Genomic DNA, 25,833 nt, shown 5'->3' on the forward strand with positions numbered 1-25,833 from the left:
GGTATGCTGTACGCAGATCGAGTGTTCGTCAAGACGAATAAGGCGTTCGACGTACCGAACGGATGTCCATGGATCCCAGCAAGCCCCCGATCGACCTCATCGCCGCCGCCCTGCGCCGCGAGCGGGAACGGGAGAAGCTGTCCCTCAGCGAGGTCGCCAAGCGGGCCGGGATCGCCAAGTCCACGCTCAGCCAGCTGGAATCGGGCGCCGGCAACCCCAACATCGAGACGCTGTGGGCCCTCGCGGTCGCGCTCAACGTGCCGTTCAGCCGCCTCGTCGAACCCCCGCCGACCGCGCCCCGCGTGATCCGGGCCGGCGAGGGGCCGTCGGTCAAGTCCGAACAGGCCGACTTCGTCGGGACGCTGCTGGCGACCAGCCCGCCCGGGGTACGCCGGGACATCTACCTCATGCGCGTCGAGCCCGTCGGCGCCCGCAAGGCCGACGCGCACCTGCCCGGCACGGTCGAGCACGTGGTGATGATCAGCGGCCGGCTGCGCGTCGGCCCCGAGGACTCCCCGGTCGACCTCGACGTCCACGACTACGCGTCCTTCGCCGGCGACGTCGCGCACGGTTACGAGGCCCTGGCGCCCCACACCTCGTTCGCCCTCGTGATGGAGCACCGCTAGCTGTACGGCAGGTAGCCGATCGTCCGGCCGCGCCCGACCATCAGCCCGTGGTCGCCGATGCCGAGGACGTCGGCGGTGGTCTTGGCGTCGATGAGCGTCCGGCCGCTGTCGGGTGCGTAGGCGATCAGGCGTCCGCCGGCCGAGTCGCGCACCAGCACCGCGTAGCGCGAGATCGCCACGTCGGCCTTGGCCGGCACCTCGTGCTGCCAGAGCCGCCCGCCCTTCTCGAACCCGACCACGGCGAGGGTCTTGCCGCCGTCGGTGCGCACCAGCCCGTACTGGCTGTCGGCCGCGACGATCTCGTCCCCTTCGGCCCCGGCCCACATCTCGCGCCCGTCCCGCGGCGACAGGAACACCTCCCGGTTGTCCCCGCGCGTGGCGATGAGCACGGTGTCGGCGCCCGCCGGGTCGTGCCGCTGCTCGCACCCGGCCCCGGACGAGGTCCGCAGGTCGTACCCGTCCTTCTTCCACACCGTCTTGCCGGTGCCCGGATCCTTGGCCTCGAGGCTGTACCGGCAGTTGCCGTCCTTCGGCACGGCGCTCGACACCAGCACCCGTCCGCCGACGACCACGACCCGCGCGGTGTTGGACGGATGCTCCTCCCGCACCAGCTTTCCCTGCGAGGCGTCGACGACCTTCACCTTCTGCTCGATGGGGAACCCGAGCATTGCCGGGATCGCCCGCGGCATCGCCTGGATCGCGTCCCGGTACGCGTCGGCCTTGATCTCGGTCCCCAGCAGGTCGCTGTTGATCCCGTTGAGCACCCGTCCGATGCCGGGCAGCGTGAGCTTCCAGTACTGCGCCCCGTCCTTCAGTGCCCGGGCGCTGAGCGTGCAGTCCGACAACCCGCCGCATGCGAGCGTCAGCACGGAGTCCCGGAACGTCCAGGCCCCGACCGCGTCGCCGTCCTTCCAGCGCACGGTCCCGCTACCGGGCTCCAGCGCCTCCAGCCCGGTCCCGCGCCGCCCGACGACGGCGATCACGTTCCCGCCGTCCCCGGCCACGCCCGCCCAGTCGGCCTCCTTGGTCCACAGCACCTGTCCGCTGGTGAGCGACCGCGCCTCGACGGTCCCGCGCATGCTGACGATCGCGGCGGTCCCGGCGACGACGGCGGACGACGGTTGCCCACCGACCCGGTCGGTCCAGCTGGTGTCGGGCGTGGAGAGCTTGCTGGTGCTGTCGGCGACCTTGTTCCACCAGTCGGTGACCTTGGGCAGCGGGTTCCAGCCGGTGATGATGATCGCGGTGATGATGAGCGCCAGCACACCGATCGCGCCAAGCACCGTCTCGAAGTTGCGGACCGCTCCCCTCGCCACGAGGGGCAGCGTAGCGGCGCGGCATGGTACTGCGGCGGATGACGGCTTTTGCCCGTGTCGCGGCTATTCACCCGAACGTGGAGACCCGGCGGGCCACCCTCTCGTCGCTCGTCGCAGGCCGTGGGGCCGGTTCTCGGAATAGCCGGAATGGCATCGGCCGTTCGGTGCCGAATGATCGGCCGAAGGCACAAGGTTTGGATCGGTCCGCCATTCGGGGCCGAGTGTGTGATCGCTCTCAGCCGGTGGATGAGGGGCCGAGGCGCCGGGTTGCCGTCCGGTGGAAAGCGGACATATCGCCTGACGGGCGAAAAATCCGATAAGTCGTGGTGCGGAGCGCCCGACTTATCGCGCCAACACCCGAAATTTCCGAAATCGGTGGTCACGATCGGTAATGGGGTGGAAAGAGTTTTCGGGGCCGCGCGCATCGCTGGGCGCAGCCCCGCATCAAATGAAGCGCACGGCTGACCGGAATATCCCCGTTCGTCCAGAGTAGTGGTTCGCCGCCGCTGAGTAAGGCGAGCGCACGTCCTGAGCAAGGACTCCGCAACTTCTGGACGCATTCCGGCACGCGCATGCGCTCCCGTGAAAAAGGGTCGCCGTCCCGGCTCTTTCGGCGCTCTCATCTGACTACCATCGGGTATTCAGCGTGCAGCTTCGAGGGGAGGCGGCGGCCGCACAGAGGGTGATGATGCGCGATTCGACCCGATTTTCGATCCTCGGCCCGGTCCAGATTCGGACGTCCGGGGCCGAGATCACGGTCGCGGCGCCGCGGGAGCGGGTGTTGCTGGCGCTGTTGCTGCTGCGCGAGGGACAGCTCGTACCAGTGCAGCAGGTCATCACCGCGCTGTGGGACAACAATCCGCCGTTGACCGCGCGGGCCCAGGTGCACAGTTGCGTGTCGCGGCTGCGGCAGTTGCTGCGCAGGGTGGGGCTGCCCGAGGACCTGGTCGTGACGGAGCCGGCCGGGTACCGGATCAAGGTCGGGCCGGAGGACCTCGACGCGGCGCTGTTCGCCGCGCGGGTCGAGCGCGGGCGGGCCCAGGCGGCCGACGGCGACCTGGCCGGCGGGCGCGACGAGCTGCGGGCGGCGCTCGCGCTGTGGCGGGGGCGGCCGCTCACCGACGTCGACTCGGACGTGGTCCGGGCCGCGGCCGCGCACCTGGAGGAGCAGTGGACCGCGGCCATGGCGTTCTGCCTCGACCTGGAGCTGCAGCTCGACCTGGCCGAGGAGATCCTGGCCGAGGTCGCCGACCTCGTCGAGCGCTTCCCGCACCACGAGCAGTTCCGCGGGCACCTGATGACCGCGCTCGCACGGACCGGGCGGCGGGCGGACGCGCTCGCGGTGTTCCGGCGCGGGCGGGCGCTGCTGGCCGAGGAGCTGGGCATCGAGCCGGGCGCCGAGCTCGCCGAGCTGCACCGGCGCATCCTCAACGGCGACGCCGCGCTGCTGCTGCCGCAGGCGCCGCGGGCGCTGGGGCGGCGGGCCGCGCGCTGCCTGCCGCGGGACGTCGCCGACTTCTCCGGCCGCGCGGAGCTGGTCCAGCGGCTGGTCGCGGCGCTGCGCGCCGAGCGGCCCGAGGTCATCGCGATCGACGGGATGGCCGGCACCGGCAAGACGTCGCTCGCGGTCCGGGTCGCGCACGCCGCCGCCGAGCGGTATCCCGACGGCCAGCTCTACCTCGACCTGCGCGGTCACAGCGACCGGGCCCCGCTCGACCCGGGCGAGGCGCTCGGCGCGCTGCTGCGCCAGCTCGGCGTGCCGGCCGAGCGGGTGCCGCCGGGCCTGGACGACCGGGCCGTGCTGTGGCGCACCGAGCTCGCCGACCGGCAGGTGCTGGTGCTGCTCGACAACGCCCTCGACACCGCCCAGGTGCTGCCGGTGCTGCCCGGCACCGCGCACACCGGCGTTGTCATCACCAGCCGGCGCCGCCTCGGCGGGCTCGACGGATCCTCCACGGTGTCGCTGGACGTGCTGCCGCTGGACGACGCCGTCGAACTGCTGCGGCGGACCGTGGGCGAGCGCGCGTACGCCGATCCCGCCTGCACCGTCGAGGTCGCCGAGCTGTGCGGGCGGCTGCCGCTCGCGGTACGGCTGGCGGGGGCGAGGCTGCAGCACCGGCCCAGCTGGAGCGTGTCCGACCTGGCGATGCGGCTGCGCACTGCGGACCCGCGGCTGCCGGAGCTCGCGGTCGACGGCCGGACGGTGGCGGCGGCGTTCACGCTGTCGTACCAGCAACTGGCCGTACCGCTGCAGAGGCTTTTCGCGGTTCTGGGGCTGCACCCGCCGGGCGACTTCGAACCCGCGGCGGCCGCGGCCCTGGCCGGCATCCCGGTCCTCGAGGCCGAGCACCTGCTGGAGGACCTGGTCGACGTGCACCTCGTGGAGGCGCCGGAGGCGGGCCGGTACCGGCTGCACGACCTGCTGCGCGACTACGCCGCGCAGCTCGCGCAGGGCGACGCCGGCGCGGTCGGGCGACTGCTGGACCATTACCTGTACAGCGTCGTCGCCGCGACAAGGTTCATGGAGGTCACCGACGCCCGGTCGCTGCTGCGCCTGGACAGCCCGCCGCCGACCGCGCTGGACTTCGCGGCCCCGCCCGACGCACGCCGCTGGCTGGAGCGCGAGCTGCCCAACGTGCTCGGTGTCGCCCGCCTCGCCGCCGAGGCCGGCCGCCATCGCCACACGTGCATGCTCACCCGCGTCGTGTCGCCGTTCCTGTTCGGCTTCGGCTTCGGCGAGCACCAGCTCGACCTGTACGAGCGCGCGATCGAGGCCGCGGTCGCCCTGTCCGACCCGGAGCTCGAGGCGGAGTCGCGCAACTATCTGGCTGCTGTCTATTTCCGCATGGGCCGCCTCACCGACGCGCTGACCACCCTGCAGACTGTCATCCGCATCGCCGAGCGCGAGGACCTGCCCCGGCTGGTCGGCACCGCCCTGACCAACCTGGCCATGCTGTACAGCCGCCTCGGGCAGTATCCGGAGGCGATCGCGTCCGCCGAGGCCGCCGCCCAGGTCCGCCTGGCCGAGCTGCCGCCGAGCCTGGAGTTCAAGCTGCACAGCACGGTCGGGCTCGTGCACACCCAGGCGGGCAACTACACCCAGGCCCTCGCCGCGAACCGCCGCGCCCTGGCCGTCGCCCGCCGCATCGGCGCGATCCGGCCGTTCTCGATCATCCTCGGCGAGCTCGGCCTGGTCCACCTCCACCTCGGCCACCTCAGCGTCGCGACCGCGCTGCTGCAGCGCGCCCTGGTGCTCAAGCGGGACTCCGTGAACCAGTACGGCGCCGCCGAGACGCTGAGCAAGCTCGGCACCGCGTACCGCCTCCGGGGCCGGCTCGCCGACGCCGAGACGTGCCAGCGCTCCGCCCGCGACCAGATGGAGCGCGTCGCCGACGTCTCCGGCCAGTGCCTGGCCGCCAACGACCTGGCCCTCACCCTGCGCGCGGTCGGCCGCCCGGCGGAGGCCGACTGGCTCAACAAGGAGGCCTTCGCGAAGGCGTCCCGCATCGGCGACCAGTACGAGCTGGCCCGCGCCCTGGCCGGCCTGGGCCGCACGGACGAGGCGGTGGCCCTGTTCACCTCGCTGGGTGCGCGCGATCTCACTGCGTTGTCGCGCTGATCCGTGGGCAAGATGGGCCTATGGAGTTCCGCATCGAGCACGACACCATGGGCGAGGTCCGAGTCCCGGCGGATGCCCTGTGGCGCGCCCAGACCCAGCGAGCCGTCGAGAACTTCCCCATTTCGGGTGTACGTCTTGAGCCCGCCCTGATCCGAGCGCTCGCGCTCATCAAGGCGGCGGCGGCTTCGGTGAACGGCTCCTTGGGCGTGCTCGATCCGGATGTTTCGGAAGTTATCGCCTCTTCCGCCCGGGCTGTTGCTGATGGCGATTTTTCCGATCAGTTCCCCATCGACGTGTTCCAGACCGGCTCCGGCACCTCGTCGAACATGAACGTCAACGAGGTGATCGCGACCCTGGCCTCGCGGACGCTCGGCAAGCCGGTGCACCCGAACGACCACGTCAACGCCTCGCAGTCCTCCAACGACGTGTTTCCGTCGGCCATCCACGTCGCCGTGGCGGGCGAGCTGCGCAACGCGCTGACACCGGCCCTGACCGAGCTGCAGGAGGCGCTGACGCGCAAGGCCGAGGAGTTCGCCTCCCTGGTCAAGGCGGGCCGCACCCACCTCATGGACGCCACCCCGGTCACCCTGGGCCAGGAGTTCTCCGGCTACGCCGCCCAGGTCCGCTACGGCGTCGAGCGCATCGAGTCCGTCCTGCCGCGGGTCGCCGAGCTGCCGCTGGGCGGCACGGCGGTCGGCACCGGCCTGAACACGCCCGAGGGCTTCGCCCCGCGGGTGATCGAGCTGCTGGCCCAGGCCACGTCACTGCCGTTGACCGAGGCCCGCAACCACTTCGAGGCCCAGGGCGCCCGCGACTCCCTGGTGGAGGCGTCGGGCGTGGTCCGTACGATCGCGGCCGGCCTGTACAAGATCGCCAACGACATCCGCTGGATGGGCTCGGGCCCGCGAGCCGGCCTGCGCGAGCTGGCGATCCCGGACCTGCAACCGGGCTCCTCGATCATGCCCGGCAAGGTGAACCCGGTCATCCCGGAAGCGGTCCGCCAGGTGGTAGCCCAGGTAATCGGCAACGACGCGGCGGTCGCGTTCGCCGGCACCCAAGGCGACTTCGAGCTCAACGTGATGCTCCCGGTGATCGCCCGCAACCTGCTGGAGTCCATCCGCCTGCTGACCAGCGTGTCCCGCCTGTTCGCGCAGCGCTGCATCACCGACCTGAAGGCGAACCACGAAATCCTGGAGGCGTACGCGGCCGGCTCCCCGTCGATCGTGACCCCGCTGAACCGGTACCTGGGCTACGAAGAGGCGGCAGCGATCGCCAAGCAGGCCCTGTCACAGGCCCGCACAATCCGCGAGGTGGTCCTGGAACGCGGCCACGTCGAGCGCGGCACACTGACGGAACAACAGCTGGACGAGGCCCTCAACCTGCTCCGCATGGCCAACCCCCACTGACGCCAGTCACTTGTGGGGGACGTAATGTCCGGCATCACCAGATGACCTCTGAGTATCGGCAGCCTTTGCGGCCGTCATCAGGTGCTCCACCGGCCTGAACCAGCGCCACTTGGACAATGCCACCGGCAACGCCTTTGCATAGTCGCCGCTGCCGGGGTCAGTCGCAGAACGGCCGACCCGATCATGCCATCTGCATGAATTCCTGGCCGGTCGGCTCACCGACTGGCGTCGGCTCGATATCTGGCGGCCTGGTCGGCGAGGTCGCCGACTGCGTCCAAGAGCGCCTGGCGGCCCGCCGCGGAGTATTCGGCCCGTGTTCCGGCATGCTTCTCGCGGACCCGCTCCAGCGCGGCCGCGAGCGTCATCTCGCCACGGCCGGCCTCCAGGAAGGCGAGCGCAACCTCGGTGCGGACCTGCTCCTGAAGACGGGCCCGATCGTCCATCAACGCCGCGCGGTCCAGTCGGCACACCGCGATGGTTTCGCGGCCCTTGGCGCTGCCGTCGCGCGGGCCGACCGCGCCGGCCAGACCGAAAACCAGGTGCCGCTCCGGATCGTCCGAATAGGGATGCAGGAGCAATGGCTGCTCGATCGCATCGAGCTCTGTAACATCGTTGGGATTCGTGAGCTCGTCGACCGCGAGAACCCGGCGGCCCGCTATCGGAAACTGGTCCTGCTTGCCGTCGCCGCTGTTGCACTGATCGCATGCCGGCACGATGTTGCGCCATTCGTACGCCAGCCACGCATAACCCGGCTCGCGCCCCGTCGGTGTCGTAACGCGGCTCTTGGGCCGGTAGTGCTCCGCGGCGCCGTACGACTGGGCGATCATTCGGCCTTCGCACTAGGCGCATTTGCCGTGGAACACGTGCGTAAGCAGCCACGCCTTGAGGTCCGCCCACACCGTTTGCCGGAAGCTCGGCTGCTCGCCCGGCGGCACGGCCCGGAGCGCGTTGGCGGCCTGCCGCGCGCGGCGTTGCCACCGTATGAACCAGTCGGCCTCCGGACCGTCCAACGCGTCCGGGTCGAATGGCACTCGCCGCATCAGTTCTCGCCATCGCGGAGCTGGCGCAGATACTCTGCCGCCTGTCGTACCAGAGCCGCCTGCCGATCGTCGGGCAGGCTCGATAGTCGCTCCCGTAAACCGGCGTCGATGAGCTCCGCGGCTTGCCGTTCGAGCTCGGTCTCGCCCGACCGCGGCAATCGTGCGACACGATCGAGCAATGCCGGATCAACCGGTCGATCGCCCAACGCGGCCTGGTATTCATCCAGATCGCGCTCCGTCTCTGCATCCCGGCTGGTGTCGAGACCGAACGCCGGGCTGGTGAGAATCTGGTCGGCTCTCCACCCCCGGAACTGCTCGGACTCTTCGATGCTGCCGGCGCCGGCGGGCGTCCGGTGAAGGGTCAGCACCTCACCAGCCTCGAGCGAACCAACGACTAGCGGCGAATGAGTGGTGGCGATGACTTGAAGATTCGGTAGCGCCTCGCGCAGTCGCGGAACGATAAGGCGCTGCCACTCGGGATGCAGGTGTGCATCAAGCTCGTCGATGATCACCAATGCTGGCATGTTGGCGAGTTCGTCGACCCCTCCGTGGTAATGGTCGACGAGCCGACGCACCAGCGTGCCGACCCACGAGACAGTCGACATCGCCCCCTGGCTGAAGGTGCGCAACGGCACGACCGTTCCATCCAAGCGTCCGAGCACTTCCCACCGAGTGCTATCCAGACCCGAATAACTCAGTCGCATGCCGGGCATCAGGCGCTCCCACAGAGCGAACACTGAATCGAGCCGCTCTCCAGCCCGGTCGGCATCGCCGAAGTGATCGCCGGCCCCGTGGACGACCGCCAAGTTGATGAGCCACTGTTGCAGCTCGTCAAACCGATCGTCGACCGCGCCTGTGCGTAGCGCCTCGAGGTCCGAAGGGTGTCCGACGCCAAGGACACGATCCTCGCGCGGGCCTGACGGCGCCTTCCGGGACACCCCCCGGAATGCGGGAAAGCCAAGTGCCAGCATCTCGCCGGTCTCCACCGGTGTCGGGACGCTGGTCTTCACGCGGACACCGTTGCGCTCTCGCTGCAGCGACGTCATGTACTTGGTCTCGCCAACCGTGACCTCAATGGAGCCGCTCTCGCGGTGGGTCATCAACAGGCGATCGGCCTCGCCCGGCAAGACCGAGGCGCCGCACAGGGCGAAGGCCAACGCTCGGAGCACACTCGACTTGCCGGCGCCGTTGTCGCCGAGGAGCACCGTCCAGTCGTCGGTGAATCGTACCTGCAGCCGCCGGAATGGGCCGATGTTCGACAACCGCATCTCGTGAACCAGATGATCGGTCCGCGGCCGGCGTCGACGAGGCTGGGCACTCACACGTGCCTCGAGTGCGGGCACGAAGCGCTCCAGGGAGGAGGTCGCCAGCTGCCGAACGTTGTGCCTCGACCGCACCAGACGAGCCTCGATGCCTGAGTCGTCGTCGAGGACCGCGAAATCTGGATGCTCGCCCTTACCGCCCTCCACGCCTGCGCTGATCAGGAGCTCGTTGATCGTCCGCGCTTGAGCGCCGACGAACAGCACGGTGTTGGCCGCCAGCGTGGCGCTGAGCAGACGTCCGAAGTCGGAGGAGGCACCGTAGCGGCGGTTGTACTCGGACAACGACAGCAGTAGCGACGTCATGCTCCCGATGGTGCCGAGCGGCTTGAGGACCCGGAGCGTGGAGACATTGCTGCCGAGGCGATCCGGAAGCGTTCTGCCCGGCACTAGGACCTCTGGGCCGCGGGGCGTCAAGAGCCGCTCGAAGGAGTCGTCCCAGTTCAGCGAGATCACGGCGGCAAAGGGCAGCTCCGCCAGGGCGCGGACCCAGGGTGGTGTCCATCGGACCGGCTGGAGTTTGAGCCGGTCGCGGATTGCCCCAGAGATCTGCTTCCGACCCAACTCGGCGGTCAAGAGCTCAGCCAGGACCTCGACCTCATCGCCGCTCATCGCCTGGATCTGCTCGGGCTGATATCCAAGACTGTCATCCAACGTCGGCGCTAGGTCGGCGATGACCTCGCGCCAAGTGGGTGTTCCGACGGCGCGGGCGACGCCGGCTCCGAGGACCAAGACGCACCGGCCGTTCTGGAGCTGCTCCACAAGGCGTTCGGGCATCTGGAACGGCGTGGTCAAGGGAAGCTCCCGGCATTGGTGCGGACGCCCGGCGAGCCTACCAGGCAGGACCGGCGATCCGGTCGACCTACTCCCGGCGGGGTCGAAGCGGCCGGCGGCGAGGTGATTGTGGGACGGCGGTCGTGGACGAGTGGACGACACTACGCGACTTGGTTGCCAGGCTGATGCCGTTCGACGAGCGGGAGGCCACCGACCGCGACCACAGTGGATCGCGAATCCTGAAGTCGTATGCGGCCAACTTGCGGTTGACCGCGGAGGCGACGTCGGTTATGTGCTCGTTCACGCTGTTGGCTTCGTCTGGGACACCGTTCGCTTTGTCGTGGACGGCGTTTGCGTAGTCCCGGGCGGCATGAGCGTCGTCGCACGCAGCAGTCCAGTCAGGCTCGTTGTCGGCGTTGGCTGCGTAGGTCCGCGACTGCCTCAGGTACCCGGTCGCGTCATTGACGTCCCGCTCGAAGACGGAAAAGTCCGGCGTGCCGGGATCAGGCGACGTGGTTGTCGTATGTCGCGCGGTTGGTGAGCACGTCGTCCATGTGCATTTCGGCCCAGGCCTTCAAGCCGCGCATCGTCTGGTGCAGGGAGAGGCCGAGGTCGGTCAGCTCGTAGGTGACCGTGACGGGCACGGTCGGCACCACAGTGCGGGTGATCAGACCGTCGCGTTCCAGGGAACGTAGCGTCTGAGTCAGCATCTTCTGGCTGACCCCGGCCAGCAGGCGCGACAGCTCCGAGTATCGCATCGGCCGGGGTTCACCGGCGCAGTCGGCGCCGAACTGATGCGAGCCGTCGCTGCGTAGTGCGGCCAGCACCAACGTGACCCACTTGTCCGCGATTCGGTCGAGCAGCTCGCGACTGGGGCATTGCGCCAGGAAAGCGTCATACTCCGCCTTGGCCTGCGTCCTCTTCTGCGCCGCTGTCGTCGTTGCCATCGAATCGCCCCTTCCGTCGCGGAGTGCGTTACGCACCTCTGAGTGCCTACTTCCCGTGAGGAAGTTACCCCCTGATAGTGGAGCAGGCACCGCTCAGCGCGATACGAAAGCCAGAGGTATGAGCATGGCCTCCACTTCCCTTCCCGGCGGCACCTGGACGCTCGGGGACCTGACCGTCACCCGATTCGGCTACGGCGCCATGCAGCTCGCCGGCCCCTGGGTCATGGGACCGCCGGCCGACCACGACGGCGCACTCGCCGTCCTCCGCGAGGCCGTCGAGCTCGGCATCACCCACATCGACACCGCCGACGCCTACGGGCCGCATGTCACCAACCGGCTGATCCGGGAGGCACTGCACCCGTACCCCGACTCGCTGCACATCGTGACCAAGGTCGGCGCGAACCGCGACCAGCAGGGCGGCTGGCCCCCGGCCCGTGACCCCGAAAGCCTGCGCCGGTCTGTGCACGAGAACCTCGAGAACCTCGGTCTCGACGTGCTCGACCTGGTCAACCTCCGGCTCGGCGATGCCGAGGGACCCCAGCCCGGTTCGGTCGCCGAGGCGCTCGAGACGCTCGTCGTACTCCAGCAGCAGGGCCTGATCCGGCACCTCGGACTGAGTAACGCGACGCCGGAACAGGTCGCCGAGGCGCAGGCGATCGCGCCGATCGTGTGCGTGCAGAACATGTACAACCTCGCGCACCGCCAGGACGATGCCCTGATCGACGCGCTCGCCGACCAGGGCATCGCCTACGTGCCGTTCTTCCCGCTCGGCGGCTTCAACCCGCTGCAGTCCTCGGCGCTGTCGACCGTAGCCGCCCGGCTGGGGGCAACACCGATGTCTGTCGCCCTGGCCTGGCTGCTGCAGCGCTCGCCGAACATCCTGCTGATCCCCGGTACCTCGTCCACGACACACCTGCGCGAGAACATCGCGGGCGCGGGACTCTCCCTCTCCGACGACGACAACGCCGAGCTGGACAAGATCGGCCGCTAACGCGGAACATCCGCCGGCCTGGGCTTGCCCATGCCACCGATCATGCCGAAGCGGAGGAGGAGCGGGCCGGGTTCACCGTTCGCCGGTCGGTCGACGCCCCGTCAGGCGGTGGACCCGACCCACCTCTACTTCTCCGATCCGGGAAGCGGTGCGTCCCTATACATCTAATAGCACTTGACGCCGCTGGGGCCGCTGGTTACGTACCAGTCGGACTGCCCGTATCCGGTCCTCATGGTGTAGCAGCCTTTTTTCGGCCAGGTCCAGTGGCATCCCACCCAGGTATTGTCGCCAGAGGAATTTTTGTGGTTGTTCTGGCAGACGTATGCGTTGCCGCCCCCGGTCCACCTCCCCAGCTTGAAATAGCCGTTGGCCTTGTCGCTTCGTACGTAGATGGTCCGCCGGTCGAACCGGATACACATGGTCGCGTAGTATCCCGACGGGGCATAGCACTGGATGTTGCTGGCGTTCGCCCCGGACCACACCGTTGATTTCGAGACGTTGGTCCCGTTCTTCCAGTACAGGTTCGTCGCGGCGGACGCCGGAGATGCGAATACCGTCGCGAAAGCCACCGCCAACGCGGTTCCCAACAGGGCCGAGCAGACCACCGTGCGCAGACGTCTCACAGCCTCTCCCTTCCAGGAATTTCGTTCCGGCGGCGCGGGCCGGAACAGCAGATCAGTAGGGCGCCCTCGGAACCGTCCATTCGTCGCTGTCATCCGCATGGATCGGTATCCTCGTGCGACCGATTGTGGTCGATGCGTTTCCAGATATGGCGATGCCGGGCGCAACTTGAGGGAATCTTGCTGTTGAATGCTTTGGCGCAGCTCTTCGCGGGCACGTGGATGGCGGGGCGGGCCACGTCCTGGGCGATCAGGCCGATCTCGGTGAGGATCTCCGCCCGGCTGCGGTGGGAGGGTGGGACCGCAGCACCCCGAGATCGCGCTGCGGCAACCAAAGGCCGGCGTCGCGCAGCGCCCTGGCCACCGCGACTCCGACGCCGCCGGCGCGCACGCCGTCCTCGACGGTCACGACCAGCCGGTGCTCGCGGGCCGGCGCGACCAGTTCGACCAGTTCGACCGGCACGGCCGCACCGCGTCGTAAGGGCGGCGACCACCCATCATCCAGCAAGGAGGAGCGTCGTCATTTGCCGGAGAACGACCACAGGAACTCGGTGTACCCGTCGTAGTAGTCCTTCTTGAAGCCGCCGTCCACGTACTTCGTGCCGCTTCGCCCCAGTTGAAATTGCACCGGACCCAGGTGCCGTATCCTTTGTTGTTCCGGCACGGCCGGTACGTGATAGGGGTGCCTGAGGACCAGGGTCTCTGCAAGGTAGGTATTTGGCCGCTTTGCCGGCTCTTCATGATCGAGGGTGTAATTGGGATCTGAATCCGCCGCTCTCGAGCAGTGACCGGGCGACGTAGTTGGTGAGGTTGCGGAAGCCCAGGGCGGAGCCGCGTAGGTGTTCCGGGCGGAACCCCAGCGCGGTCGCGCCCCGCGACTGGCCACCAGCGCCCGATCCTCATACTGAATCGATCAGCTCATCGCCGCCCCGTAGTCGATCAACCGTGTCGGGTCGGCCGATAGGTCAACACCTGCGTGTGGCCGTCAAAAGTCCGGGCCTCGAGCAGCTCTAGGTCGAAGTCGTCCGCACCGTCGAAGATCCGGTCCACGCCGGTCGTCCCGGAGATCACTGGGAAGACCGTCACCTCGATGGTGTCGATCAGGCCGGCGTTCAGCAGCGCCCGGTTGAGTGTCAGGCTGCCGTGGGAGCGCAGCGGCACGTCGGATTCGGCCTTGAGGCGCGTGACCACCTCGACAGGATCGCCGGACTCGATGGTCGTGTCCGGCCAGTTGAGCGGCTCGGTAAGCCGGCTGGAGAGCACCGTGACCGGGGAGTCGAACATGCGCGTGATCCACCCGTCGAACAGGCTGCGGTCGAAGCCTGCGGCGAGGAACGGCGCGTTCGACGTGTAGGTGTTGGCCCCGAGCACCATGCGTAGCGGGTCGCGGTAGGCGGCGGCGCGGTGCGCAAGGAATTCGGGGCCCTGCTTGCCCCAGTAGCCGCCCCAGTCGCCGTTGTGGTTGGCGAAGCCGTCGAGCGTGGAGAAGATGTCGAAGGTGTACGTGGCAGTCATGGCGTCTCCTTGCGGGAAAGTTGGTCGCGCCGGGCCTTGTGGCGGCCTCACCCCTGCTACGAATACCACCGCCCCGATCCGACACGCCTCGCGGATTTCTTTTCAGAACTTTCCGCTTTGCCCTACGGTCCGATGCCGAGGAGGTGGAGTGGGCGGTGGGGGTCTCTGGCGTTGTGGCGTAGGGCTTGGGCGAGGTTGGTGACCGCGTAGACGGTCACGGTCGACCAGCGGCCGGTGGCCAGGTTGCAGCGACGCCGGGGAATGCGGATGGTCTGCACGGCGTGTGGGAAGTCCAGGCAGTCCCGCAGGGCAGGCCGCTCGGCGCGGAGACTGGCACGCCGGTCTGGCAGGAAGCCCAGGAGTAGGTGCAGTTGTGGTAGTAGTCCTCACCGGCGGCCATACTCGGCGAGGACAGGGCGAATACGGCGGTGGCCGTGGTCACGAGGGCGAGCAGGCCACCGAGGCCGAGCGGGATTCGCGAGAGTTTCATCAGCGGTATCCCTCCAATGTGGATGACGCGCGACCAGTGCGGCGTGGCAACATCCTCGGTCAACCGGGAATCGCTGACGATCTATATCGCCAGCAGTGAGAGCTTCCGAACGGGCCACCCTCTTGACCCATCGAGGAGATCAACATGGTCAATACGCGACGGATCGCCATCGCAGCGCTGGTCGCGCTGTCGTTGTCGTATGCGTCCTCCAGCGGCAACGGTGACCCCCACGGCGAAAGCGGCGGTGGCGGCGACCCCGTCGGCTAGGAGTGCCTGTTCTATCCGCGGCGTAGAGGTCAGCGGTTGGGTGCACCGCGATCGCGGAGTCGTGCCCGCCGCCGGCGATCGAGGACAAGCAGGCCGGCCAACACAGCCGAGGTGCCTCCGACAATCCCCAACCCAACTGGTAGATCGACGAGCCGACTACAGGCATACCCGACTCCAGCACCGGTCATGCACAGCACCAAGATTGCCGCCCACCCGATCAGGTTGAGTCGCACGCTGCTCAACAGTTGCACAGAGCCCCAGCTGCGGCGCGCTTGCGAAGCCGCCCGGTATGCGGCGTATCGACGTTCCATGACACCTCTGTGCTACGGCGAGTCAGCGGCAACCAGGCAAGTTGGCTTGACTCGACGGCGCCGTCCTGTCATGCCTCTGCTGACGCACGCTGGAGTTGGGGTCTCACCCATTCTCTCTCACGGGCGAGCGAGGAGGCGGCGGCTCACACGGTACCGTCGCGGGCGGGGCCATACGGTTGGAGCGTTACCCGGACGCCTTGCGCAGTCAGCTGGTCGGCCAGGATCGCCATCTCCCCGGGCGTTCCGGCAAGTCCGTGTCCGGTGAGGGCGGCGCAGGCGTCGGCCGCCTCCGCGATCGTCGCTCCTCGCTTGCGAAACACTGCAAGCGACCGCAGCCGTAGCCCACGGTTCGTATCCGGATCGGCTCGTAGCCGTGTGAGCCCGACCTGGTCGATAAGGGTTTGCCTGACGATGCTTTCGGAGTCGAACACGTCAGGCCGATCGTGCATCTCGTCGGTATAGCCGCAATCGAGGCATTGGGACGTGACGGTCCATAGGAGCCGATCACCTTCGACCATCTCGGCGACACGGAGCGAAATCGCCCCGCTGCAGCGGGGGCATGGCCCGCCGAGATCGCCGCAGATCAGTTCCGTCCAACTCACAGCGAAGACGGTAGGGCGGTCGGACGAGGCCGGCATCCCGATTCGCGAGGCGTCGAGCCGGTCCACGGTCCGTTGATCGGCCGGGCGCTCATGCCGCGAATTGTCCACTGTGGTTCGTCAGTGGTCGTCACGCCTTGTCCGGCGGTGCTCGTGGCTGTAGGGGTGGCGGTGCTGGGTTGGGTCAGGTGGCGCGGGTGTGGACCTCTGCGGCGCAGTCGGCGGCGATGGGCTGCCAATCGGCGCCGAGGGTGGTCGGGGATGCCGTTGGTGGGTCGGATCGGCCGCGGACGACTGCGGTGAAGAATTTGAGCATCCGGTCTTCGCCGAAGCGTTTGGCCAGGCAGGTTACGGTCAGCAGGGCGATGCCGTAGCGGGCGCGGCGATCGTCGGCCGTGGTGGCGTTGGGTGGCGTCGCCAGGGTGACGGTGCCGTCCCAGCGGCCGCTGCGGACGAACCGCCGCACGTCCGGCAGCCGGGCCTTCGTCCAGCTGCCGTCGCGGTCGGCGACGTATTCGGCCAGGCCTTCGTACAGCCACCAGTCCCGGCCGGCGCCGTAGGTGTCGCCGAGGCTCAGCACGTGGGTGAACTCGTGGGTCAGCAGGTTGACCAGGCCATTGTCCCGGTCGACGTCGGACTTGATCGCTACGCCGTAGGAGCCTTCGGCATAGGCGTCGATGTCGTCCGTGCTGCCGTTCCACCAGGTGTGCCACTGCGGCGGCGGTGCGACGAACACGACGTACCGTTTCGGTGGTGGGTCCCAGCGGGCGTACCGGTCGGCGATGTCGGCAGCCTGGTCCGCGGCGGCGAGCATGTGCGTCAGCCGGCCGGCGGTCTCGGCGGGGCCCGCGACGATGACCCGCCGGCCGAAGACGGCCCGCAGCGGCGTCAGGTCCCAGGGCAGCACGGTGCGCTGGAATACCGTGATGACGGCCTGGCCGGTCTCGACCGACCAGGTACTGGGCAGCCGAAGCGTCGCCGGCATGCAGTCCGCGGCGCCGAGGCAGTACCGGATCTCCACGGTCATCGACCACCGGCCGTCCCCCTCGGTCCTCGGCCGGCCCGCCGCCCGCGCGGTCCACGCCGCCACGCCGAGCGCTCGCAGCGAGGTGAACCGCAGCGTGAACTCCTCGCGCAGCGAGGCGTGCACCGGCTTGAGGTACGCATCCAGGTCTCCGGTGAGCAGCGCCCGGCTCTGCGCGTCGAGCTCGCGGTTCACGCGCTCCGCCGCCGCCTCCGCCGGGGCCGCCGACGTGGCCGAGACCGACGCAACGGCCGCAGCCGGCGCGTCGGGTGGGGCCGTGCTCGCGCCGGTGAGGTACAGCGCCATGGCGAGAACCGCCAGCCCGACGACCGCGGGCACAACCCATCGTCGCCGCGGGGGCGGCGGCGGGACCACCGGCGCCGGCGTGAACGGGGGAGGCAGAAGGGGCCCGCGTACACCGAACACTTCGACGGGCCGCGGCTCGTCGAACTCCCCGCCGATCATCGGTGCAACCTATCCGACAACGCATGCCCGCACAGAACGGCGACCGCGGCGGAGGTGACGAAGCCGGCCCTACGTCATGGAGCGTAGATGCGGATGATCGCCCCGACGGATGCGTGGCCGTGTGCGTCAGGTCCAGGGTGGACGCATCCGGAAATCGCAAGGAGAACCATGAACATCGCTCTGTGGATCGTTGCGGGACTGCTGGCCGTAGCGTCCCTGGCCGGCGGCGTCACGAAGCTGATCCGGCCGAAGGAGAAGCTGCCCGCCGGCTGGGGATGGGTCGAGGACTACAGCGCCGGGAGCATCAAGGCCATCGGCGCGCTCGAGGTTCTGGCGGCGGTGGGTCTGATTCTGCCCGCCGCGTTCGACATCGCGCCGATGCTGGTGCCGCTGGCGGCCGTCGGCCTGGTGTTGCTGATGGTCGGCGCGCTCATCACGCATATCCGCCGTCGCGAGGTCCAGGGAATCGTGATGACAATGGTCGTACTCGCCCTGGCCGCCTTCGTGGCGTTCGGCCGATTCGACCCCCAGTCCTTCACCGGCTGACCGGCGGAAGAGCGAGAGCGGACGACGCCGTTGGCGTAAATGTAGCCACGGGCTACTGGAACAGCGCCCGGGCGAAGAAGTCCTCGCCCGGGCGCACGCCTGGCAGGGCGAAGAAGTAGCCGCCGCCGAAGGGCCGGACGTAGTCGTTGAGCGGGTCGTCCTCCAGCCGGCGCTGGACCGCTTCGAACTGGCGCGGAATGTCCTGCTGGTAGCAGCAGAAGATGAGGCCGGCGTCGAGGTTGCCGTTGGGTAGCAGGCCGCCGTCGTAGTTGTAGCCGCGGCGCAGAATGCGGCTGGGTGCGCTCTCAGCGGTGCGCGGGTTGGCCAGCCGGATGTGCGCGTCGAGCGGAATGAGCACGCCGACCGGGTCGCGCTCGTAGTCCGGGATGTCGGTCTCGGCGACGCCGTCGAGCGGAGCACCGCTGGCACGCCGCCGGCCGAAGATGGCCTCCTGCTCGGCAAGGGTGATGCGGTCCCAGAACTCGGTGAGCATCCGGATGAGGCGCACCACCTGGTACGTGCCGCCGGCGGCCCAGTCAGGCTCGCCCTGGCCCGGCCCCACCCAGACCAGTTCGGCGCCGTCGATCTCGGTCGGGTTGGCGGTACCGTCCTTGAAGCCCATCAGGTTGCGCGGCGCGCCCGAGGGGCGCGGGGGGCTGATGAACCCGGACTGGCGGTAGCGCGGCTGCAGGGCGCCGCGTGTGTGGCGGGTGATGTCGCGCAGGGCATGGTGGACGGTATCCGGGTTCTCGGCGCAGATCTGGAGCATGAGGTCGCCGTGGCAGCGGTCCGGTTCCAGGGCGTCGTTCGGGAACACCGGCATGGTGGACAGCCGGGCGGGTCGGCGGGCGGCCAGGCCGAAGCGGTCGTCGAACAGCGAGGCGCCGACCGACACGGTGATGGTGAGGCCGTCCGTGGGCGGCTCGGGGCCGAGGACCTCGCTGTCGGCCGGTGGGGCGCCGGGCTCGCCGTCGGCCGGGCGCCCGCCGGTGGTGAGGAGGGCAGCGCGCGCGGTGAGGGCCCGCAGCGTGTCCCGCAGTACACCCGTAGATCCGGCTGTCACGTCGAATGCGGCGAACACCGCGGAGCGCTGCGCGGAGGTGAAGATGCCGGCCTGGTGTGGTCCGTAGAAGGCGGGCGAACCCGCGGCGACAGCGCCGGTCCGCGCGGGCTCCCGTCGCTCGGCGCCGCTCAGCCCGGCGACCATGGCCGCGCCGACGGCGCCGGCGGTCAGCCGTCTGATGGCCTCGCGACGGTTGACGTTCCCGTGGTGTGTCATGAACCGGCGACCTCCAGTAGGCCAGGCACCTGGGCCAGGGTTTCCAGCGCGCCGCCGAGCGCGGCGTCGATGCGGCGGCGGCTGGCCGGGGCGAGCGTGTCCGGCGCGGGCCAGGCGTCGCCGCTGCGGGCCGCCTGCAGCGCCTGCCGCAACGCGGCCAGGCCGGCGCGGGCGGCCGGCAGCAGCTGCGGCCGCCGGGCGTCGAGCAGGGGAGCGAGCATGTCGAGCAGGGCCTCGGTGGCCTCCACACCGGCCCACGTGGCCGCCAGGCCGGCGCCGGCGCCGAGGTCGGTCAGTCCGGTGAGGTCGTCGCGGAGGGCGTCCTCGAGAATCTCGTGCGCGCGCAGCGGCAGGTCGGCCGGGGCGGGCAGGACCTCGTGGAGCGTGTCGCGCAGCCGGCTCACGTCGGCGGCTAGGCGGTCGACGACTGCGAGCAGGCGCGCCGGATCTTCGCCGTGCCACAGGCCCTGCTCGATGCGGTGCAGCCCGGCGAAGTCCGGGTCGCCGGTGCCGCCAGGCAGCCCCTGCGGCAGGCCACCGATGGCGTCGGCGAGGTCGTCGAAGGTGCCGTAGGCGGCGCCGACGCGGGCCCATCGCAGCCGGGCGGTCAGCCATGCGGCGCGGGCCTTGGCGACGTCTCCACCGGCGACCGCGGCGCGCAGCGCGGTCACGTCGTCGGCGAGCTCGGCGAGGCGCGCGGCCGCGTACCCCTCGTAGGCGCCGAGCGCGGTGACCAAGTCCTGGGCCAGCACGGGCGGCACCGGTGGCGCGGCCGGGTCCAGGCACGGCGATGAGATGACGACCCGGATGTACCGCGTGGCGCGTTGACTCACACCGAGGCGGAACCCGTTGGCCGGGTTCTCCACGAGCAGTTGCCCGTTCGCCGCGGCGGCGTCGTTGAGCACCCAGTAGCCCTGCCGCTTCCAGTGCTCGCGGAGCGCGGTGAAGGCGACGGTCGGGCCCGAGTCGGGTCGTAGGTCAAACCGCGACGAGAGCTCGTACCGGCCGGGCTTCCCGGGGCAGGCGACGTAGCCGCGCACCGCCTCGGCGTAGCTGAGCCTCGCGGGTATCCGGGCGACCGTGTCGCGCCGGTACTCCTCGGTCAGCTCCTGCGCCCGGCCGGCGTCCACGGACTGTCCCGGCCGGCCGGCGGCGTGGCGCGGCAGCAGGTACACGGCGAGCGCCGCCGCGACGGCCAGGACGGCGGTCGCGGCGACGATCAGGATTCGACGGTTGCGCACAGGTTCGGCCGGTTGTCAGTAGGTGAAGGCGTACCCGGCGGAGGAGACGCCGCACGCGGACACGTACAGGGTGTACTTGCCGCGGGGGAGACTGGCCGGCACGGCGAAGTCCGTGCTCTGCGCCTCGCCGGGCCGGCTGGTGATCATCGAGCTGAAGTTCGACGTCCTCGCGTAGTACACGTGGCCGGCGCTGTCCTTGAGGTACACGATGGGGTAATTCTGGGGGTTCTGGTAGTCGTCCTCGCCCAGGCTGACCAACCCGGACAGCTGCGTGCCGTTGAGGTGGAAGGTCGTACCGCTGCCGGAAACCGAGGTGACCGTCGGGCGCCAAGCGTCCTTCGGGGCGCCGATCGGGGTGTACACCCAGTTGCGGCTTCCCGCGGCGGCCAGCACCTGACCGTTGGGCAGGTTGATGAAGTTGACCGGGGCGCCGGCCGGGTCGTTCGGCTGGCTGATCGTGGTCATCGTGTTGGTGGCCGGGTCGAACTCGTTGATCAGCGCACCGGACGCGGAGCCGCACTCGTTGGTGAGCCACGAGCAGCGGACCGAGTCGAAGATGACCTTGCCGTTGCCTTCGGGCGTGGCGTACACGTCATCGACGAACGAACCCTGGGGGATCGCCGGCCCCTGCGCCCAGCTGCCCGGGTCGGACGGCCTGGCGCCGGGGGTGTAGATGACCGACGTGTTGTGCCCCATGGCGAGGATCCGGCCGTCGTACATCAGCGTGACGGTCGACGTGTCGACGTTGCCGTTGGCGTACGAGGCGGGGGGCCGGGCTCCCGTGTACCAGACGTTGGCGGCCGGGTCGTAGCGGTACGTGCCGCCGTTGCTGATCGACACGATCGACCCGTCGGGCAGCGGCACCCAGCCGTCCTCCGCCGCCGGTGCCGGCCGGTTCGCGGCCGCGGTCCAGCTGTTGGTGGCCGGGTTGAAGATCTGCGTGCGGGCGCTGCGCTGGTCGCTGGCGACGATCCGCCCGTCCTTGAGATGGGCGGTACCGGTGTCCCAGAGGTTGCCGTAGAGCCCGGACTGGCCCAGCGTCCACGTGTTGGTGACGGGGTTGTACAGCTGGACGCCGTTGTGGTCGTTGGACGAACTGCCCGACGGCCACTGGTACACGTACTCGCCGCCGGCCTGGTAGAACCGTCCGTCCGGCAGGATCTGCTCCTGCGCGGCGCCTACGCCGTACGGCGAGGTGGCAAGCTGGACCCAGGTGCCCTTGGTGTAGTCGCCGAACTGGTCGGGGACCAGCTTCACCCACTGGTGCAGGTCGGCGCCGTTGGACAGGATGCTGCCGTCGGTCAGCAGCCACATGAACGTGCCCGCGCCGCCGTTGAACGGGTTGACCGGCACCGCGGCCCAGGCTCCCGGGGTCCCCGGGACCGCCGGCGGCGGGCTGGTGGTGCCCCCGCCGGGACTCGTGCTCGGGCTCGGGCTCGTGCTCGCCGAGGGGCTGGGGCTCGTGCTCCGCGACGGCGAGGTCGCCGGTGAGGTCGGCGTGCTCACGCCGCCGGTACAGGCCACCCCGTTGAGGGTGAAGGCGGCGGGCGACGGGTTGGCGGACCCGTTCCAGGACCCGTTGAACCCGAAGCTGACGCTGCCGTTGGTCGCGATCGATGCGTTGTAGCCGGCGTCGGCGGCGGTCACCGCGGCGCCGCTCTGCGTCACCGACGCGCTCCAACCCTGGGTCACCGCCTGCCCGGCGGTGTACGACCAGCGCAGGGTCCACCCGTTGATCGGGTCACCCAGATTGGTGATGCTGACGTTGGCGGTGAACCCGGTGTTCCATTGTGAGCTCACCGTGTACGACACCTGGCAACCCGCCGCCGCGGCGTGCGCGGTCAGCACGGTGACCCCGGCGGTCGTGAGGGCGGTGGCCGTGACGGCGGCCGCGGCCAGGAACTGGCGTCGTCGGCTGGACATAGGTCTCCTCGGGGTGCTGAGTAGCCGATCGAACTGGTCAGGGGTCAGGGTTCGCGCCACCGTGGCTGCGGATCGGCGGTGCCCGGCGCGCACTGCAGGAGCCTCGCCTGTGCGCTGAAGCCCACCGCGCCGGCCGGCGAGCACGCCGCCCCGGCGGTCGCGTTGCGGGCGTACCCATCACCGCTGGTGCCGGGCACCGGCGCGGCGGAGCCCGGGGCGGCGGTGCCCGGCTCCCGCGAGGCGGCCACCGCCGGTTCCCGGCCGGTGCCGGCACCGCCCGGTCCCGGTTCGCCCGCCGGCGTGGCCGGGCCTGTGGCGGTGAGGGGGCCGGCGGCCAGGGCGGCGGCGAGTGCGCCGCCGGCGGCCAGCGCCGCAGCCACCGACGCGATGACCCATGGTCGCCTCATGGCTCGCCGCCTTCCCGCGCCGGCCACGTCACCGGCGGTTCGAACAATCCGAAAACTTTGAAAGCGTTTTCGGGTCGACCGAACCATCTACCGTCATCGACGTCAAGCGGCGGGCTTCCCTTGTCAACCGGCGGAAACGCCGGACTGCGCGACAACGCTGGGACCGGGACCGCGGCGGCGTGAAAGTTACATGTTTCGGGCGTCCGTGGCGCTACGGAGTGGCGCGATGCCCAATACGTCGCCGGCAGGAACGGTCACGCCTGCCGTGGAGCCAGGTCTGCAATCCGTTCCGTACGTTCTCACGCGTCGTACTGCTCACCGGCGCGGCGGGAGCCCCGCCATCGAGGCCCGTTACCCCGCGCTGGTGCCCGGGGTTCTGCTGGCCGGACTCGGTATGGGCCTGGTCTTCCCCGTGATGTTTGCAGCCGCCATCACCGGCATCCCTCCCGAGCACGCCGGCATCGCATCAATAACCGCCACCTATTCACCGCACCTGACGCGCTCCACCGGCGGCTGAAAGTTTCGCGAACCGGACGTGCTGCCGTCTCCCCGATCGACGAGTCGGTTGACGGTCATCGATGAGTGATCCTACGGTGCGCGCGAAGTGCAACTTTCATTCGCCGACTGGGCCGGCGACCGCACCGGGAGGAAGTCGGGTGACGGTCCGCGGATGGCTCAAGGGCACCGACTTCCATACGAATGGAGGAAGCCAATGAGCCGTCGAGGTCTGCGCTACACCTTGCGGACCGTCCTAGCTCTGGCCGTGATCAGCCCGCTCGCGGCTGCGGCCGGTACCGCGATGGCCGCCGCTGACGACCGCGCCGCGGGTCCGAGCGCGGTGGCGCCGGTCGCTGGTGAGGTTCCCGGACTGAGCGGCCCGGCGGCGCTGCGCCTCGCCGGCGCCGCCGCCGACCGGTTCCGCCAGGTCACGGCCGACCGGATCAGCCGGATGGCGGCCGCAAAGGCCGGCACGCCGGTCACGACGCTGGACGAAGACCTGCACGACGCGTGGGGAATCTGGTTCAACGATCGGGCTTCGACCGGGCTCCAGGCCACCCACAGCGTGCAGAACATCACCACCCACGGCGGCGACGTCATCTACGCGCCGACCGCGCTGCCGCCCGGCGGTGCCTGCACGGAGATGACCACCGCGTATACGGACACGGGCCCGCTGCTGTGGGCCTGGGACTGGTGCGGTGGCCGGGACACCATCGGCAAGGTCGTGAAGATGGACGCGACATTCCGCGCCAACTACACCACGACGGTGAACGGGCAGGCCGCGTACACCATGCGCGAGGTCCAGACATCGACCGGCAACAACGCCTGGACCGTGTACCTGTTCAACTACACCACGCAGGCGTGGGACACCTTCTATGCGACATCCGGTACCAAGGACATCCCCGGCAGCACGTGGGACTTCTTCGAGATCTACACCACGATCAACCCCTCGACCGGTGCGGGCTACTACTGCGCTGACGGCAACGGCAAGGTGTTCGAGGCCAGCAGCGTCCAGGTCAGCCAGAACGGCATCTGGGTCGCGGCGTCCGCCGCCAACTCCAGCCTCGGCACCCCGCCGTCCGGATCCAGCTTCGACTGCCCGGCACTGAAGTTCAGCATCGTGCACGCGAACGACCACTGGACGGCAGTGGACGGCACCGCGTCGCCGACCAGCGCACCGCCGACCACCGTGAAGCCGACCACAGCCGGCCCGACGACCGCCGGACCGACGAGCGGTGGCGCCTGCACCGCCTCGTACACGCAGGTCGGCTCCTGGCAGGGCGGCTTCCAGGGCAACGTGACGGTCACCGCCGGTAGCACCGCCATCAACGGTTGGACGGTGAGGATGACATTCTCGAACGGCGTGACCGTGACGCAGTTGTGGAACGGCACCCTCAGCGGTTCCCCGCCCGCCTACACGGTGCGGAACGCTTCGTACAACGGAGGACTCGGCGCGCACGCGTCGACCCAGTTCGGCTTCCTCGGAAGTGGTACCGCCGCGCCTCCCACCCTCACCTGTACCAGCCCGTGACACCGTTCACGGCAGGCTGAACGGCGTGGCGGAACTGCCGGAACTGCTGGGTGCCCTGCGGCGATGCGGCACGGCTGTGCTCGTGTCGCCGCAGCGACCTTCTCGACGGTGTTGAGCCAGCGGCAAAACTCCCGGTCCTTCGGGTTGCCCGCGACCGACGGCCGAGAAGCCGCCGATCACGCGCAGCATGTGGGAGTGATGGCGGGCGGCGCGATCCAGCCCATGTCGTACGGGCAGCGCCGGCCGTTCCGGCGCTGGGCCCAGACTCGCCGCCACGGCGCCGCACCCGGTAGCTGGCTGCCCAGGACCTGATCTAGCGGCGGCCCCGGGCGGATGGGATGCTCGCGGCATGACGGCTGTGCCGACCGGTCCGCGCGTACGGCCGCAGCGGCATCGCGGGCCTTGCGGGCGGCGCGGTGTCGGCGTCCGTGCGCGGTGACGAGTTCGTACTGCGGGTGACCGTGCCCGCCGGGGAGGGAGGCACATGAACGCGATCAGCAAGGTCGGCGCCCGCAACGAGGGCTGGCTGTGACCGTCGACATCGCGGTGGTGACCGCCGCGCCCGCCCTGCTGAGGGTGCTGTCCAGCGACCGCGAGACGGTCCACCACCCGGGTGGTACCGCCGTCATCGTCCACATCGGTTCTCTGCTTGTCGCGGTCGAGCCACCGTCGTCGCCCACCAGCGCCCTCGATGCGCGTCACCGGCTGTTCGTCGGCCTGGCCCAGGGCTTCCCGCCGGTGCGCCCCGGTGACGTCCTGGTCCCCTCCAAGGTGGTCGGACGGCCGGAGTACCGGCCCGACGCCCAGTTGCTCGCCCTGGCCCGGGCGACACAGGCCGACGACTGGATCCCCGACCGCTTCGCCCACAGCCCGGCCGTGCACTTCGGGCCGATGGCGATCGGCACTTCGGACCCGCAGGCCGACGGCGCCGCGCTCATGGTGCTCGGCGCGGTCGATGCCCGCAGCGATCCGGTGCTGCGGGCGGACGCCGCCGACGCGGCGGCGGAGTTCACGCTCGCCCTGCTGCACCGCCTGGCGGAGCAGCCCTTCACCTGAGATGCGGCCGCGGGGAACGACGG

General features: G+C 69.8%; 22 protein-coding genes and 2 pseudogenes. 9 read left to right on the forward strand and 15 right to left on the reverse strand.

The genetic code is table 11. The features are described 5' to 3' along the window. Window positions 1–68: 68 nt before the first annotated feature. Window positions 69–626: a helix-turn-helix domain-containing protein gene (locus tag ACQPY0_RS02505; protein WP_432983952.1), complete on the forward strand. Its 558-nt coding sequence runs from the start codon at window positions 69–71 to the stop codon at window positions 624–626. On the opposite strand, the gene ACQPY0_RS02510 is transcribed toward ACQPY0_RS02505, so the two are convergent. Next, the gene (locus ACQPY0_RS02510) at window positions 623–1,942 is read right to left on the reverse strand and encodes a PQQ-binding-like beta-propeller repeat protein (protein WP_432983955.1); all 1,320 of its coding nucleotides are present in this window, start codon (window positions 1,940–1,942) and stop codon (window positions 623–625) included. The two genes, ACQPY0_RS02505 and ACQPY0_RS02510, sit on opposite strands and share 4 nt — an antisense overlap. Before the next feature lie 646 nt (window positions 1,943–2,588). Here ACQPY0_RS02510 and ACQPY0_RS02515 point away from each other — a divergent pair. Then, the gene (locus tag ACQPY0_RS02515) at window positions 2,589–5,561 is read left to right on the forward strand and encodes a BTAD domain-containing putative transcriptional regulator (protein ID WP_432983958.1); all 2,973 of its coding nucleotides are present in this window, start codon (window positions 2,589–2,591) and stop codon (window positions 5,559–5,561) included. Window positions 5,562–5,581: 20 nt separating this feature from the next. After that, entirely contained in the window at window positions 5,582–6,967 is a 1,386-nt protein-coding gene (locus ACQPY0_RS02520; RefSeq protein ID WP_432983961.1) for a class II fumarate hydratase, read from the forward strand. Window positions 6,968–7,182: 215 nt separating this feature from the next. Here ACQPY0_RS02520 and ACQPY0_RS02525 read toward each other — a convergent pair whose 3' ends face one another. The 4 genes from ACQPY0_RS02525 to ACQPY0_RS02540 all read right to left on the reverse strand — a co-directional run bounded on the left by ACQPY0_RS02525 (window position 7,183) and on the right by ACQPY0_RS02540 (window position 11,047). Further along, window positions 7,183–7,794 carry a hypothetical protein gene (locus ACQPY0_RS02525; RefSeq protein WP_432983964.1) on the reverse strand — a complete coding sequence of 204 codons (612 nt, stop codon included), beginning with the start codon at window positions 7,792–7,794 and terminating at the stop codon, window positions 7,183–7,185. Window positions 7,795–7,806: 12 nt separating this feature from the next. Beyond that, on the reverse strand, window positions 7,807–8,007 hold the full coding sequence (locus ACQPY0_RS02530; RefSeq protein WP_432983967.1) for a hypothetical protein: 201 nt from the start codon (window positions 8,005–8,007) through the stop codon (window positions 7,807–7,809). Further along, window positions 8,007–10,121 (reverse strand): AAA family ATPase, encoded by a 2,115-nt coding sequence (locus ACQPY0_RS02535; RefSeq protein WP_432983970.1) that lies wholly within the window; start codon window positions 10,119–10,121, stop codon window positions 8,007–8,009. Before ACQPY0_RS02535 ends, ACQPY0_RS02530 begins: the two co-directional genes overlap by 1 nt. Before the next feature lie 482 nt (window positions 10,122–10,603). Further along, a complete protein-coding gene (locus tag ACQPY0_RS02540) occupies window positions 10,604–11,047 on the reverse strand; it encodes a winged helix-turn-helix transcriptional regulator (RefSeq protein WP_432994950.1) in 444 nt (147 codons plus the stop codon). Window positions 11,048–11,171: 124 nt separating this feature from the next. Between ACQPY0_RS02540 and ACQPY0_RS02545 the strand changes: the two genes are divergently transcribed. Next, window positions 11,172–12,038 (forward strand): aldo/keto reductase family oxidoreductase, encoded by an 867-nt coding sequence (locus ACQPY0_RS02545; RefSeq protein ID WP_432983973.1) that lies wholly within the window; start codon window positions 11,172–11,174, stop codon window positions 12,036–12,038. Between the two features lie 164 nt (window positions 12,039–12,202). Here ACQPY0_RS02545 and ACQPY0_RS02550 read toward each other — a convergent pair whose 3' ends face one another. From ACQPY0_RS02550 to ACQPY0_RS02565, 4 genes and pseudogenes are all read right to left on the reverse strand, one after another. Beyond that, window positions 12,203–12,661: a hypothetical protein gene (locus tag ACQPY0_RS02550; RefSeq protein ID WP_432983976.1), complete on the reverse strand. Its 459-nt coding sequence runs from the start codon at window positions 12,659–12,661 to the stop codon at window positions 12,203–12,205. Between the two features lie 89 nt (window positions 12,662–12,750). Further along, window positions 12,751–13,169, reverse strand: a pseudogene (locus ACQPY0_RS02555) (transketolase C-terminal domain-containing protein); the annotation flags it as partial. 226 nt (window positions 13,170–13,395) lie between these two features. Beyond that, window positions 13,396–13,542 (reverse strand): annotated as a pseudogene (locus ACQPY0_RS02560) (ISL3 family transposase); the annotation flags it as partial. A gap of 55 nt (window positions 13,543–13,597) precedes the next feature. Continuing rightward, the gene (locus ACQPY0_RS02565; protein ID WP_432983979.1) at window positions 13,598–14,173 is read right to left on the reverse strand and encodes a dihydrofolate reductase family protein; all 576 of its coding nucleotides are present in this window, start codon (window positions 14,171–14,173) and stop codon (window positions 13,598–13,600) included. A 634-nt stretch (window positions 14,174–14,807) separates the two neighbouring features. Between ACQPY0_RS02565 and ACQPY0_RS02570 the strand changes: the two genes are divergently transcribed. Then, the gene (locus ACQPY0_RS02570; protein WP_432983982.1) at window positions 14,808–14,930 is read left to right on the forward strand and encodes a hypothetical protein; all 123 of its coding nucleotides are present in this window, start codon (window positions 14,808–14,810) and stop codon (window positions 14,928–14,930) included. A gap of 454 nt (window positions 14,931–15,384) precedes the next feature. On the opposite strand, the gene ACQPY0_RS02575 is transcribed toward ACQPY0_RS02570, so the two are convergent. Both ACQPY0_RS02575 and ACQPY0_RS02580 read right to left on the reverse strand, forming a co-directional pair. Further along, window positions 15,385–15,909, reverse strand: a complete 525-nt coding sequence (locus ACQPY0_RS02575; RefSeq protein ID WP_432983985.1) for a hypothetical protein — start codon at window positions 15,907–15,909, stop codon at window positions 15,385–15,387. Between the two features lie 115 nt (window positions 15,910–16,024). Beyond that, window positions 16,025–17,203, reverse strand: a complete 1,179-nt coding sequence (locus ACQPY0_RS02580; RefSeq protein WP_432983988.1) for a hypothetical protein — start codon at window positions 17,201–17,203, stop codon at window positions 16,025–16,027. Between the two features lie 213 nt (window positions 17,204–17,416). Here ACQPY0_RS02580 and ACQPY0_RS02585 point away from each other — a divergent pair, with 213 nt between their 5' ends. Beyond that, window positions 17,417–17,875, forward strand: coding sequence for a DoxX family protein (locus tag ACQPY0_RS02585; RefSeq protein ID WP_432983991.1), 459 nt, complete (start codon window positions 17,417–17,419; stop codon window positions 17,873–17,875). Between the two features lie 52 nt (window positions 17,876–17,927). On the opposite strand, the gene efeB is transcribed toward ACQPY0_RS02585, so the two are convergent. Genes efeB through ACQPY0_RS02605 form a run of 4 tightly spaced genes read right to left on the reverse strand, consistent with a single transcriptional unit; the run spans window position 17,928 to window position 22,725 of the window. Continuing rightward, the gene (efeB, locus tag ACQPY0_RS02590; protein ID WP_432983994.1) at window positions 17,928–19,154 is read right to left on the reverse strand and encodes an iron uptake transporter deferrochelatase/peroxidase subunit; all 1,227 of its coding nucleotides are present in this window, start codon (window positions 19,152–19,154) and stop codon (window positions 17,928–17,930) included. Continuing rightward, complete coding sequence (locus tag ACQPY0_RS02595; protein WP_432983997.1) at window positions 19,151–20,395, reverse strand: EfeM/EfeO family lipoprotein; 1,245 nt, start codon at window positions 20,393–20,395, stop codon at window positions 19,151–19,153. Before ACQPY0_RS02595 ends, efeB begins: the two co-directional genes overlap by 4 nt. A 15-nt stretch (window positions 20,396–20,410) precedes the next feature. Then, a complete protein-coding gene (locus tag ACQPY0_RS02600) occupies window positions 20,411–22,318 on the reverse strand; it encodes a cellulose binding domain-containing protein (RefSeq protein WP_432984000.1) in 1,908 nt (635 codons plus the stop codon). Between the two features lie 44 nt (window positions 22,319–22,362). Next, on the reverse strand, window positions 22,363–22,725 hold the full coding sequence (locus ACQPY0_RS02605; RefSeq protein WP_432984003.1) for a hypothetical protein: 363 nt from the start codon (window positions 22,723–22,725) through the stop codon (window positions 22,363–22,365). A 226-nt stretch (window positions 22,726–22,951) separates the two neighbouring features. Between ACQPY0_RS02605 and ACQPY0_RS02610 the strand changes: the two genes are divergently transcribed. From ACQPY0_RS02610 to ACQPY0_RS02620, 3 genes are all read left to right on the forward strand, one after another. Further along, a complete protein-coding gene (locus ACQPY0_RS02610) occupies window positions 22,952–23,242 on the forward strand; it encodes a hypothetical protein (RefSeq protein ID WP_432984006.1) in 291 nt (96 codons plus the stop codon). A gap of 195 nt (window positions 23,243–23,437) precedes the next feature. Then, window positions 23,438–24,754 carry a cellulose binding domain-containing protein gene (locus ACQPY0_RS02615; protein ID WP_432984009.1) on the forward strand — a complete coding sequence of 439 codons (1,317 nt, stop codon included), beginning with the start codon at window positions 23,438–23,440 and terminating at the stop codon, window positions 24,752–24,754. Between the two features lie 528 nt (window positions 24,755–25,282). Further along, entirely contained in the window at window positions 25,283–25,810 is a 528-nt protein-coding gene (locus ACQPY0_RS02620; RefSeq protein ID WP_432984012.1) for a hypothetical protein, read from the forward strand. Window positions 25,811–25,833 lie beyond the last annotated feature (23 nt).

This window comes from Dactylosporangium sp. CA-233914 (assembly GCF_050942935.1).
GTDB lineage: Bacteria > Actinomycetota > Actinomycetes > Mycobacteriales > Micromonosporaceae > Dactylosporangium.